The sequence below is a fragment of the Pseudomonas sp. NPDC088444 genome, from assembly GCF_044900175.1.
GTDB lineage: Bacteria > Pseudomonadota > Gammaproteobacteria > Pseudomonadales > Pseudomonadaceae > Aquipseudomonas.
In genome coordinates this window covers 321,557-334,266 of the sequence record NZ_JBJDNK010000007.1, presented here as the reverse complement: position 1 = coordinate 334,266, position 12,710 = coordinate 321,557, and the positions used below count along the sequence as shown (strand labels likewise).

Genomic DNA, 12,710 nt, shown 5'->3' with positions numbered 1-12,710 from the left:
TCTTGCGAGTGGCCTGACCGCCATTCGGTAACGGCTATACACTGCTGGAAAAGACCCACTAAAGCGGTTTTTCAAGACAATTTTATACAAGGCCAGGGAAACGCCATGAAACACGATGCCTTTTGGCTGGACACACCCGATCACAATCGCCTGTTCGTCAACACATGGCAGCCGATAACGGCCCCCAGAGCGGTGGTGATGCTGTCCCATGGCATGGCCGAACACAGCGGACGTTACGAACGACTGGGTCAGGCACTGACCGACGCGGGCCTTGCCTTGTATGCCCACGACCAGCGCGGCCATGGCCGTACTGCCGATCATGGCGTGCTGGGGCATTACGCGGATCGGGATGGCTGGAACAAGGTGGTGGGCGACCTGGCGACCCTTCGCGCCTCAATTGCCCAGCACCATCCGGGTACACCCGTGTTTCTGCTGGGCCACAGCATGGGCAGCTACATCGCGCAGGCGTATTTGATGCACCACAGCGCCAGTCTTCAGGGCGCGGTGCTCAGTGGCTCGAATTTCCAGCCGGTTTCGCTCTATCGCACTGCGGCCGTGGTGGCCCGCATGGAGCGCTGGCGTCAGGGACCGACCGGACGCAGTGCGCTGATCGAGTTTCTCTCGTTCGGCTCCTTCAACACCCGATTCAAGCCGGTGCGCACCTCATTCGACTGGCTCAGCCGCGATCCGGTCGAGGTCGACCACTACGTCAACGACCCACTGTGCGGCTTTCGCTGCACCAATCAGTTCTGGCTGGACATGCTCGGCGGTCTGCAGCAAATCAGCAAACCGTCCAACCTGGCGCAAATCGACAAAAGCCTGCCGATGCTGATCATGGGCGGCGAATGTGATCCGGTGAGCGAAGGGCGACGTCTCAAGGATCTGGCCGACGCCTTGAGCGGGACCGATCATCCGTTCGTCACGTTGAAGATCTACCCCCAGGCGCGCCATGAAATTCTCAATGAAACCAACCGCGACGAAGTCACCCGTGATTTACTCGCCTGGTTCGACGAGGCGCTGACGGAGCCACGGCCGCCGCGCAGCGAATGAAGCACTCGTTATCACTTTTCACCTTCAGTCACAGGATCGCAGCATGACTCAAGTTACCAACACGCCCTACGAAGCGCTGGAAGTCGGCCAGAAGGCCAGCTACACCAAGACCGTCGAAGAGCGTCACATCCAGTTGTTCGCCGAAATGTCCGGCGACCGTAACCCGGTGCATCTGGATGCCGAGTTCGCCGCCAAGACCATGTTCAAGGATCGCATCGCCCACGGCATGTTCAGTGGCGCACTGATCAGCGCCGCAGTGGCCTGTGAACTGCCTGGCCCGGGGACCATTTACCTGGGTCAGAAGATGAGCTTTCAGAAGCCGGTGAAGATCGGCGACACGCTGACAGTGCGTCTGGAAATTCTGGAGAAACTGCCGAAGTTCAAGATCCGTATTGCCACCAACGTGTACAACCAGAACGATGAACTGGTGGTCGAGGGTGAAGCGGAGATTCTGGCGCCTCGCAAAGAACAAACGGTTACGTTGGCAGAGTTGCCGACCATCACGGTCGGTTGAAGAACGGAGTTCTGCCTTCAACGACTGACTTGAAAACCTGTAGCACCACGGCTTGTCGGCGGCTCCCGAAGTACCTCTTCACGCCTTGAAGCCAAAAAAAATGGGCGACCGAAGTCGCCCTAAATGCCTTGCGTGCTCTTTTTATAGAAGACTCAATCCTTGCCGCGCTTGCGTGAGTCTTTCCAGATGAACAATGACAGGCCTGCGAAGAAGCTGAGTATCAGCATGACCGTGCCAACGCCCGCTATCACTGCATGATCGAGAAACATAAACGCCCCTCCGCTGTGACCCTGTTCGATGGGTGCAGATTACGCAGAGGGGGTTTTGGGGGTGTTGACCCAGATCAATGTCGCGACGCGACACCTGATCGACCCGGATCAGAAAAGCAGAGGGGTCTAGCGTTTTTTCGGTTTGCTCTTGGACTTCTTCTTGGCCTTGCCCAGCGGCATCGCCTGTTCGAAGGCCTGGCGTACTTCGTTGAGTCGCTTGTCGTTGAGGTCGTGAATGCGCTTGGCGCGCTCGACACTCAGGTCTACCAGTTTTTCATCACTCATGACGTGCTGCTCTCGAATGCCCGTTGGCGACCATAATGCGCAATCCCACAGTCGCTGACCAGCACCTCAGACCTTCAAGTCGACCCACAAGCCCTGACGTGGCTCATCGTCGATGATTGGCACGACCGGCACGGTGTTGTCGGCATTGAGGAAATCACCGGGAATCGCCGGCCCGGCAGGCGCCTGTTGATGCGCGTCCTGTTCAGCCTCTTCGTTCAGTTCGGGATGACGATCGGATGCCCGTCGGTCTTTGCGTCGTCGTTGCTGTCGACGCTGTTCTTCACGCAGCAGCAATTGCGCCTGCTCAGGGTCGCGCTGGCCCATGTTGATGGTGCTTTCATTGGAGCTCGGCTGCGCAGGCGCCACAGGCGGGATGTCCGGCGTGGGTTTGACCGGGTCCTGCTGCGCAGTGACGGGGGCCGCACTCAAGGGGATCAGCGGTGGCAGCATGGTAATGGTCTCCTGTTATCAAGCTGTCGGCTGCCGGTTCGTCGACTTGAGCCGTAACGTGCGGGACTTTCGACTATGTTTTTCGCAACAAGTGCCCTTCGAGGTCCACACGCCCAATAAATACGGGGCTTTTTACAATGTGGCTTTGGCCTGAGCAGCTTGTTCCGTTAACATAGTCGGCTTTTTCAAGGCGGGAGTCAGGCAGCATGGCGCAGCAGTATCAACCGGGGCAACGCTGGATTAGCGACAGCGAAGCCGAGCTGGGTTTAGGCACCGTTCTGGCACAGGACGGCCGCTTGTTGACCGTGCTCTACCCGGCCACTGGCGACACCCGCCAGTATGCATTGCGCAATGCCCCATTGACGCGGGTGCGCTTCTCGCCGGGTGACACCATCACCCACTTCGAGAACTGGAAAATGACCGTTCGCGAAGTCGAAGACGCTGATGGCCTGTTGGTCTACCACGGTCTCAACGCACAGAACCAACCGGTAAGCCTGCCGGAAACCCAACTGTCGAACTTCATCCAGTTCCGTCTGGCCAGCGATCGTCTGTTCGCCGGGCAGATCGACCCCCTTGCCTGGTTCTCACTGCGCTACCACACCCTGGAACACACCAGCCGTCAGTTGCAGTCCTCGCTGTGGGGCCTGGGCGGTGTTCGTGCTCAGCCAATCGCTCACCAATTGCACATCGCCCGTGAAGTCGCCGATCGCATCGCGCCTCGGGTTCTGCTGGCGGACGAAGTGGGTCTGGGCAAAACCATCGAAGCCGGTCTGGTCATCCATCGTCAATTGCTGTCGGGCCGTGCCAGCCGCGTGCTGATCCTGGTGCCGGAAAACCTGCAACACCAGTGGCTGGTGGAAATGCGCCGCCGCTTCAACCTGCAGGTCGCGCTGTTCGACGCCGAACGCTTCATCGAGAGCGATGCCAGCAACCCGTTCGAAGACACGCAACTGGCGTTGGTTTCGCTGGAATGGCTGGTGGACGACGAGAAGGCTCAGGACGCGCTGTTTGCTGCGGGCTGGGATTTGATGGTCGTCGACGAAGCTCACCATCTGGTCTGGCATGAAGACAAGGTCAGCCCGGAATACTCGCTGGTCGAGCAACTGGCCGAAGTGATTCCCGGCGTGCTGCTGCTGACCGCGACCCCGGAACAACTGGGTCAGGACAGCCACTTTGCACGCCTGCGCCTGCTCGATCCGAACCGTTTCCATGACCTGAAAGCGTTCCGCGCCGAAAGCGAAAACTATCGCCCGGTGGCTGAAGCCGTTCAGGAGTTGCTGGATCAAGGCCATCTGTCGCCTAAAGCCCATGAAACCATTCAGGGCTTCCTGGGCGCCGAAGGCGAATCCCTGCTGGGCGCTGTGGCCGATGGCGACACCGAAGCCAGTGCCCGCCTGATTCGCGAACTGCTGGACCGCCACGGCACGGGTCGCGTGCTGTTCCGTAACACCCGCGCCGCCGTGCAGGGTTTCCCGGAGCGCAAACTGCATCCGTACCCGCTGCCCTGCCCGGCTGAATACCTCGAATTGCCGGTGGGCGAACACGCCGACCTGTACCGGGAAGTCAGCTTCCAGGCCCAGGCCGAATCCAGCGAAGAAGAGCGCTGGTGGCGTTTCGACCCACGTGTCGACTGGCTGATCGACACGCTGAAAATGCTCAAGCGCGTCAAGGTGCTGGTGATCTGCGCCCACGCCGAAACCGCGATGGATCTGGAAGACGCGCTGCGCGTGCGCTCCGGTATCCCGGCCACCGTGTTCCATGAAGGCATGAACATTCTGGAACGTGACCGCGCCGCTGCGTACTTCGCCGACGAAGAGTTCGGTGCGCAAGTGCTGATCTGCTCGGAAATCGGCAGTGAGGGTCGCAACTTCCAGTTCTCGCACCACTTGGTGCTGTTCGACCTGCCTGCACACCCGGACCTGCTGGAACAGCGTATTGGCCGTCTGGACCGGATCGGCCAGAAGCACACCATCGAGCTGCATGTACCGTATCTGGAAACCAGCCCGCAAGAGCGCCTGTTCCAGTGGTATCACGAGGCGCTCAACGCGTTCCTCAACACCTGTCCGACCGGCAACGCCCTGCAACATCAGTTCGGCCCGCGCCTGCTGCCGCAACTGGAAGGCGGCGATGAAGACGACTGGCAAGCACTGGTCAAAGAAGCCCGCACCGAACGTGAGCGTCTGGAAAGCGAGCTGCACACCGGTCGCGACCGCCTGCTGGAACTCAACTCCGGCGGCGCAGGCGAAGGCGAGGCGCTGGTCGAGGCCATTCTCGAACAGGACGACCAGTTCACCCTGCCGATCTACATGGAGACCCTGTTCGACGCTTTCGGCATCGACAGCGAAGACCATTCTGAAAACGCCCTGATCCTCAAGCCAAGCGAGAAGATGCTCGATGCCAGCTTCCCGCTGGGCGACGACGAAGGTGTGACCATCACCTACGACCGCAATCAGGCGCTGTCCCGCGAGGACATGCAGTTCATCACCTGGGAGCACCCGATGGTGCAGGGCGGCATGGATCTGGTGCTGTCCGGCTCGATGGGCAACACCGCAGTCGCGCTGATCAAGAACAAGGCGCTGAAACCGGGCACCGTGCTGCTTGAGTTGCTGTACGTCAGTGAGGTGGTCGCGCCGCGTTCGCTGCAATTGGGCCGCTACCTGCCACCGGCTGCGCTGCGCTGCCTGCTGGACGGCAACGGCAACGACCTGTCGGGCCGTGTGTCATTCACCACCTTGAACGATCAACTGGAAAGCGTACCGCGCGCCAGCGCCAACAAGTTCATCCAGGCCCAGCGTGACGTGCTCAATCCGCAAATCAACGCCGCTGAAGCGAAGGTTGCGCCGAAACACGCCGAACGCGTGGCTGAAGCGCAACGCCGCCTGGCTGCGGACACCGATGAGGAACTGGCGCGTTTGACGGCGTTGCAGGCGGTCAACCCGACGGTTCGCGACAGCGAACTGACGGCATTGCGCGAATTGCGTGAACAAGGGCTGGCGATGCTGGACAAGGCTGCGCTGCGTCTGGAAGCGATTCGGGTGCTGGTCGCGGGCTGATCAACACCTTGTTACTGTAGGAGCGCGCTTGCCCGCGATGGCGTTTTGTCGATGACGAATATGTCATCTGACACACCCCAATCGCGGGCAAGCGCGCTCCTACAATGTTTGGCGTTCGCACTTACACAACCGACGGCTGCCCCATAGGCGCGTCTACGCCCATCCCCTCCCGCATCCGCTGCGCATCGCGGCTGAAGCTTTTCGACGCGATCACCAGAAACACCAGCGTGAAAAACAACGCGCCGGGAATCAGGTACATCATCGCGTCATGCAGGCCCATGGCCTTGAACGCCTCGCTCATCTGTTCGACCTGCGCAGCGGCCATCGCCGTATGGGCGAAGTGATCAGACAGCAGCCCTACCACCACAGGCCCAAGACCACCGCCCAGCAGATACAACCCGGCGAAGAACAGCGCCATTGCCGTGGCGCGCAGCCGAGGTTGCACCACGTCCTGAATGGCGGTGTAAACGCAGGTGTAGAAGTTGTAGGAAAACAACCAACCCACGCTGAACACGCCCACGAACACACCGATTTCGATCTTCCCGGCGTGCAACGCAAACCCGGTGCACAGGCACGCGACGGTCATGCTCAACCCCGCAAACATCAGACGCCCGTTAGCCCAGCGTTGATGCACTTTGTCGGCAACCCAGCCGCCAACCGTCAGGCCGACAAGCCCGGTGACCCCCACGATCATCCCGGTGGCCATCGCCGCGTCCTGCAACGGCAGCAGGAAATAACGCTGAAGCATGGGCACCATGAACGAATTGCAGGCGTAGCTGGCGAAGTTGAATGCCAGCCCCGCCAGCACCAACCAGCGGAACGTGGGGATCGACAGCACGCGACGGATGGGTCGATTGACCTTTTCCTCGGTCACCACAGCGGTGTCTGCGGCCCCGCGCGCCGGTTCGCGGATCATGAACATGAACACCGCCAGGATCAGCCCCGGCACAGCAGCAATGAAAAACGGCGCGCGCCAGCTATCGAACGCTTTGACCATTGCGCCGATGGTGAAAAACGCCAACAGCAAGCCCAGTGGCAGTCCCAACATGAAAATGCCCATCGCCCGCGAGCGCTTGTGCGCTGGAAACAGATCGCCGATCAGTGAATTGGCAGCAGGTGCGTAACTCGCCTCGCCGATCCCCACCCCCATGCGCACCAGCAAAAATGTCCAGAAGTTGCTGACCAGACCGTTCACCGCCGTCAGCGCGCTCCAGGCTGCCAGACCCCAGCCCATGAGTTTGCGTCGCGAGCCAGTATCGGCCATGCGCCCTAAAGGCAGACCGGCGATGGCATACACCAGCGTGAACGCAGTGCCAATGATCCCGAGCTGAAAGTCGCTCAATGACCATTCCTTGCGGATAGGTTCGATGATGATGGCGGGGATGGTCCGATCGAAGAAATTGAACAGGTTGGCCAGAAACAGCAAAAACAGAATGCGCCACGCATTCGTCGCCTGAGTGGAATGAACCATGTGTCGCCCTCTTTCTTGTTGTTGTCAGGCCAGACACCTGCGCCGTAACCCTGAAATCTAGACAGCCCAACCTTGCCTGTCTGTGATCATTCGCAGGGCTGATATCGCTTTATCGAATCGCCCGCGACATCGAGGGCAATCACCTTTAGCAGCACGGCTTGCCGGCGGCAGCGGTCTTGAGTCCGCCACCGCTGGCAGGCCGTGCTGCTAAAGGGAATAGCTGCCCTGAACTTTATTTTTTGCCCCCCCCTTCCCAGCCGCAATGGGAAGCCTAGAATGAGCGCGCTTACCTCCCATATCCCCCCTTATCCTCGGTCCGAAGCTATGTCCGACGTCAGTCCGTGCCTGAATTGTGGTGCCTGCTGTTCACACTTTCGCGTGTCTTTCTTTTGGGGTGAATGCGCATCAGCGGGGGGAACCGTGCCCGATGAACTGGTGACCAGCATCAGCCCCAGCCGCGTGGCGATGCTAGGCACCGAGTTCAAAGCGCCGCGCTGCACGGCACTGGGTGGCGAGGTGGGAAAAACGGTGAGTTGTTCGATCTATGAACAGCGCTCCAGCACCTGTCGCGAATTCGAGTCGTCGTGGGAGCACGGCGAGCACAATCCCGATTGCGACAAGGCACGCGCCGCCTTTGGCCTGCTCCCGCTCGAACGGCCTGTTCTGCTGGTGGAGTCAACTCATCTGGATGTAATGGGCGTTCTTTAGAACATTTGGCGATTGAGCCTATTCCGAAATAGTTGGTACGTCCGTCTTCCAACGGCTGTTTAAAACCCTGCGACTCCTATAATCATTCCAAAGTGCCATCAGTTACCCAGACTGAGATCACTCCGGCAGTGGACACATGGAGCGTGCTATGGATTGGCTGGGTTTGCATTTTCTCCCCGCGACATCGGTAAGTGGCCGGATGCTGCTTGAGTGCAGCCATAACCCTCTGCTGATTCTGCTTGCCTACGCAGTGGCTTGCGCTGCCAGCTTCGCGACACTGGACATCGCCGAACGTGTGGGCCACGTCGAGCACCGCAACGCGCGTCTGCGCTGGCGTGCACTGGGCGCGCTATGCCTGGCGGTGGGTATTTGGGCGATGCATTTCATCAGCATGCTGTCGTTTCAGGCGCCGCTGGAAATGCACTACGACCTGCCCATCACCGTCGCCTCGCTGGCGATTGCGCTGGTGTCCGGCATGGTCGCCATGGAAGCCCTTAGTCACGCTGAGTTGAACGTCGCGCAATATCTGTTTGCTGCCATCTGCATTGGCCTGGGTATCACCGCAATGCACTACGTGGGCATGTCTGCCATGCGCTCCAGTGCCGTGCAGTATTACGAGCCCGTGCGCTTTGCAGGCTCGGTCGTTGTAGCGATTGCCAGCAGCCTGGCTGCGCTGGTTCTGGCGATTCATCTGCGTCAGGGCAGCGGGCTTTTCCATCAATTGATCAAGTACGGTGCCAGTCTGGTGCTGGGCGCCGGGATCGTCAGCACCCATTTCATGGGTATGTGGGCGTTGCATCTGATGGTGCCGGACGGCACGCAGATGCAAATGGCGTCCACTGAAAACAGCCTGCAATTGAGCCTGACCATCGCCCTGATCGTGCTGCTGATCATCGCAGGCAGCGTCAGCGCGGCACTGGCCGACAAAAAACTTCAGGCCAAGGAGCGTGACCTGCATCGGGTCAATGCGCTGTTGAGCCAACTGGATCAGGCTCGCGTCTCGTTGCAGCAAGTGGCCCATTACGACGCCCTCACCAACCTGATCAACCGTCGAGGCTTCAATCAGATCTTCGCCGAGCGCCTGATGGAACAGCAGTTGGCGGACGGCATGCTGGCGGTGATGTTTCTCGATGTCGATCACTTCAAGCGCATCAACGACAGCCTGGGTCACGACGCTGGCGACGAGCTGTTGAAAGTCATCGCCGAGCGGATTCGCGGCGCCACACGTGCCCATGATGTGGTGGCGCGGTTTGGCGGGGATGAGTTTTGCATCCTCATTGCCTTGCACAACATCGAGGAAGCCCGGCACATGGCACAGCGGGTCATGGCCAAAATGAAAGACCCCATCGCGTTGGCCGGGCGGCGCATGGTGATGAGTACCAGCATCGGCATCAGCGTTTTTCCGCACGACGGCACCACGTGTGAAGAACTGCTCAAGAACGCCGACCTTGCGCTCTACCAATCCAAGGGCAACGGCCGCAACACCCTGCATTTCTTCAACGAAGGCCTGAAGACCAAGGCCAGCCTGGAGTTGCATCTTGAAGAGCAACTGCGCAGCGCATTGGTCGAAGAGCAGGGCCTGCAAGTGTTCTACCAGCCCATCGTCGACCTGCGCACCGGTCACGTGGCCAAACTGGAAGCCCTGGTGCGCTGGCAGCACCCGGTCCATGGCCTGCTGACACCGGACCGTTTCATCACCATCGCCGAAAACAACGGATTGATTGCCGAACTGGACAACTGGGTGTTGCGCCGGGCTTGTCAGGATCTGGCGCAACTGTGCGAAAGCGGCTTCGAAAAACTGGTCATCGCGGTGAACTGCTCGGCGTTGAATCTGGCCCGTGAAGAACTGGTTCAGGAAATGGACGTCGCCCTCAAAGCAGCGGGCGTAGCCCCACAGCGACTGGAGCTGGAGGTCACGGAAAACGCTCTGATGGGCAACATCAGCAACACCGTGCTGTTGCTCAACGACATTCGCAAGCTGGGCGTGGCCCTGTCCATCGACGACTTTGGCACTGGCTATTCGTCACTGGCTTACCTCAAACGGCTGCCGCTGGACACGGTGAAGATCGACCGCTCGTTCATTCTCGACATCCCCAAATCCCCGCAAGACATGGAAATCGTTCAGGCGATCATCGTCATGGCCCACACCCTGCACCTCAAAGTGGTCACCGAAGGCGTGGAAACACCGGCACAACTGGAGTTTCTCAGCGAATATGGCTGCGATTACGTGCAAGGCTATCTGTTCAGCAAACCGGCGCCGCTCGAAGCGCTCAGGCCCTTGGTGAAACAGCTCAACCAGCGCAAGCCGTCCGAACTGTGGCCTTCCACTCACCTGTTGGAAACTGTGGAGATGACAGGCACCGCCCCCGGTACAAGCGGCAAGTCTCAACGTGCCAGTCACGCCCACGGCGACCGTTTTCGCGCCCGCCCTCAGCGTTGAGCCTGTGAAGCAGCGCTCAACCTCGCGCCGGCCCCGTCAAGAAGCACCGCTCCCTGCCGATCAGCAGAGGGATTCCCTTAGGCGGTGCTAGGGCTAGGCCCTATCGCCCGCCGCCGATATCCCGCTGTAGAGTCGGGTTTTATTTTCAGTGATGGCGCGCTGATACCTCTGCGTCATCCTCCAGGCATGACGTGCGATGACCAACAAAACCGAGGCAGCCGGCGCTGTATCCGAACTTCTGCAACACGTACTCGACGAGCACAGTGTCGTGCCCCAGGGCCATTACCGCGCTCAGCCGGTGCCTGCCCAGTCGTATTTGTATTTCACTGAAACCGACACGGACCGCATCCTCGACAACCTCGACGGCCTGCGCGACATGGTGTTTCCGCCGTCGATCCATTTCGAAGAAACGGAAAACCGTAGCGATCAGCAGTTTCCCTCGGTCTGCCTGATCGGCCTAGGCCGTTGCGGCTCCAACATCGCGCTGGACGTCGCGGAACTGGTGTACAACGCCCGCACCTTCTATCTCAATCAGTTGAATAACGACGATCGCCTGCGCGACGACAAGGGCTACAGCCCGGCACGCTGGATTCGCAACAACTTGCGCCTGGTGCAGAACAAGTCGAGCAAGCCGGTGTTTCTGGTCGAGCCACTGGTGATGCTGGGCGATCTGGACAAAGACATTGCCGGACGCATCCGCTTTTCGCGCAAAGGCGAGAAAAGCGGCTTCATCAAGGACTACAGCAAGATGAAGATCATGGACTTGTCCGAAGTCCATGCTGGGGGCGCCGGTAACGCGCCGATCCTGGGCCAGTACTTGGCCAAGATCATCCTCAACAAGGACACCGAGCATTTTTCCAGCGCCGACTGGAAACTGATCCACTCGTACCTGATCGACTCCTGCGGCATCAAGGCCAACCAGTCGCGGCTGTATTTCTACATTTTCAGTGCAGGCGGCGGTACCGGCTCGGGCATGGCCTCGGAGTTCGGCCTGGCGCAGCAATTCTCGTACATGAACAAGACGTTCGACACCAAGCCTGCCAGCGAGAACGACGGCAAACGTGGGCGCTCGTTCGTCTTCGAGCCGATCTTCACCAGCGGCATCTGCGTGCTGCCTAACATTTCCGACCATCGCAGCGAAATGTCCGAAGCCCTGCACATCAACGCCGGACGTTTGCTGTGCAAGTATCTGGCAGAGGAATGGGACTTCTCGTACAACTTCGAGAACGAAGACAGCAGCGAAGCCAGTGTCATGGGCCGCATTCGCCCATGGAACGCCATGATGCTGATCTCGAACGACATCATGCGTTACGCCGAAGAGAGCGATGACGGCACCATCGAGAACATCGACGTCAACGCCATGGAGCGTCACGCGAACCAGTACATCTCACAGCAGATTTTCAACATTCTGACGGCCCAGGCGGTTACGACCGACTACGACCAGAATTATTTCCGGCGCGCAGGCATCGACATTGGCGAGACGATTCGCCTGGACGCCAACGACCTGTTCATGAGCCTGGCCGGTCCTGTGGCCATTGCCTACGCCGAATCGGTGGTGCCGGAAACGCCCCCTGCCGGGTCGGACAAGCTGAAAATCTTCGAGAAAGAACAACCGCGTCTGGACATCGACGACCTGTTCTTCCGCTCCATCGACTTGCCGCACTTCAACAAGATGACCCAGGCCATCGAGGGCATCAGCCTGCTGCCTATCGAGTCGCGGCGTTACCGCGCGGCGCTGGAGCAGTACAAAACATCGGGCTACGACGCGGCAGCGCTGCACGACCTGCACTTCTTCAAGAATTGCTCCTCGGTGGTGTCCATCGTTTCGCTGCCCAAGGATTACAAGCTGTCGTACATGGACCTGAACCGGCTCAAGACCCATCTGAACAGCCTGTTCCCCAACACCACGCTCAAGCGCTACGCACTGGTGATCGGCGCCTCGGCCAACCTGTCGCTGACCACGCTGATTGCCAAAAGCCCGTGCCTGTCGGACGACTTCCTGACCCTGATCGTGGCGTTCATCAAGCGCTGCTTCGCCAAACAGCCGTATCGCTTCGACGACACGCTGGACAACTCGATTCTGGATTTCATCATGAGCGAGGAGTTCGACGAGGACCGTATCGACGACCTGCTCAACGAATACGAAAACCCGGCGAAAATCCTCGACACCAACTGGTACGCGATCAAGCCGATGTACGAGAAGAAATACCGCGAGTTGATTGACGACAAATCGCGATTCATCTCGATCAACGACATTCGTATTTCGCGGGAAAGTGTGAAGAAGGCGGTGAAATACCTGCGCGAGATTTACCGCCACCGGATCGGCAAAACGCGAGTGATTTCGTTGAATCAGCATACGGGGAAGACTGATTATTTGGGGTGAGATCGCTGGGTCTCAGATTGAGATCGCTACATTGATGCCTTCGGGCGCATTCGCCAGCAAGCCGACGAATGCGCCCGAAGGGCATCA

Annotated in this window: 10 protein-coding genes; 6 read left to right on the top strand and 4 right to left on the bottom strand. The window is 59.3% G+C overall.

Annotated elements, in window-relative coordinates; translation table 11 throughout:
* The first annotated feature begins 105 nt into the window (after positions 1–105).
* Entirely contained in the window at positions 106–1,050 is a 945-nt protein-coding gene (locus ACI2KB_RS16320; RefSeq protein ID WP_404636212.1) for a lysophospholipase, read from the top strand.
* A 43-nt stretch (positions 1,051–1,093) separates the two neighbouring features.
* Complete coding sequence (locus ACI2KB_RS16315) at positions 1,094–1,564, top strand: MaoC family dehydratase (protein WP_404636211.1); 471 nt, start codon at positions 1,094–1,096, stop codon at positions 1,562–1,564.
* 152 nt (positions 1,565–1,716) lie between these two features.
* On the opposite strand, the gene ccoM is transcribed toward ACI2KB_RS16315, so the two are convergent.
* The 3 genes from ccoM to ACI2KB_RS16300 form a co-directional block, all read right to left on the bottom strand.
* Positions 1,717–1,833, bottom strand: coding sequence for a cytochrome c oxidase subunit CcoM (ccoM, locus tag ACI2KB_RS16310; protein WP_404636210.1), 117 nt, complete (start codon positions 1,831–1,833; stop codon positions 1,717–1,719).
* A 126-nt stretch (positions 1,834–1,959) separates the two neighbouring features.
* Complete coding sequence (locus tag ACI2KB_RS16305) at positions 1,960–2,118, bottom strand: hypothetical protein (RefSeq protein ID WP_404636209.1); 159 nt, start codon at positions 2,116–2,118, stop codon at positions 1,960–1,962.
* 66 nt (positions 2,119–2,184) lie between these two features.
* Complete coding sequence (locus ACI2KB_RS16300) at positions 2,185–2,568, bottom strand: aspartate-semialdehyde dehydrogenase (RefSeq protein WP_404636208.1); 384 nt, start codon at positions 2,566–2,568, stop codon at positions 2,185–2,187.
* A gap of 206 nt (positions 2,569–2,774) precedes the next feature.
* Here ACI2KB_RS16300 and rapA point away from each other — a divergent pair, with 206 nt between their 5' ends.
* Positions 2,775–5,621: an RNA polymerase-associated protein RapA gene (gene rapA, locus ACI2KB_RS16295; protein WP_404636207.1), complete on the top strand. Its 2,847-nt coding sequence runs from the start codon at positions 2,775–2,777 to the stop codon at positions 5,619–5,621.
* Between the two features lie 121 nt (positions 5,622–5,742).
* Here the strand turns inward: rapA and ACI2KB_RS16290 are convergent, their stop codons facing one another.
* On the bottom strand, positions 5,743–7,092 hold the full coding sequence (locus ACI2KB_RS16290; protein WP_404636206.1) for a spinster family MFS transporter: 1,350 nt from the start codon (positions 7,090–7,092) through the stop codon (positions 5,743–5,745).
* A 324-nt stretch (positions 7,093–7,416) separates the two neighbouring features.
* Between ACI2KB_RS16290 and ACI2KB_RS16285 the strand changes: the two genes are divergently transcribed.
* The 3 genes from ACI2KB_RS16285 to ACI2KB_RS16275 all read left to right on the top strand — a co-directional run bounded on the left by ACI2KB_RS16285 (position 7,417) and on the right by ACI2KB_RS16275 (position 12,623).
* The gene (locus ACI2KB_RS16285; protein ID WP_404636268.1) at positions 7,417–7,800 is read left to right on the top strand and encodes a YkgJ family cysteine cluster protein; all 384 of its coding nucleotides are present in this window, start codon (positions 7,417–7,419) and stop codon (positions 7,798–7,800) included.
* Positions 7,801–7,948: 148 nt separating this feature from the next.
* Positions 7,949–10,240, top strand: coding sequence for a putative bifunctional diguanylate cyclase/phosphodiesterase (locus tag ACI2KB_RS16280; RefSeq protein ID WP_404636205.1), 2,292 nt, complete (start codon positions 7,949–7,951; stop codon positions 10,238–10,240).
* Between the two features lie 196 nt (positions 10,241–10,436).
* Positions 10,437–12,623: a hypothetical protein gene (locus ACI2KB_RS16275; protein WP_404636204.1), complete on the top strand. Its 2,187-nt coding sequence runs from the start codon at positions 10,437–10,439 to the stop codon at positions 12,621–12,623.
* Positions 12,624–12,710: the final 87 nt, after the last annotated feature.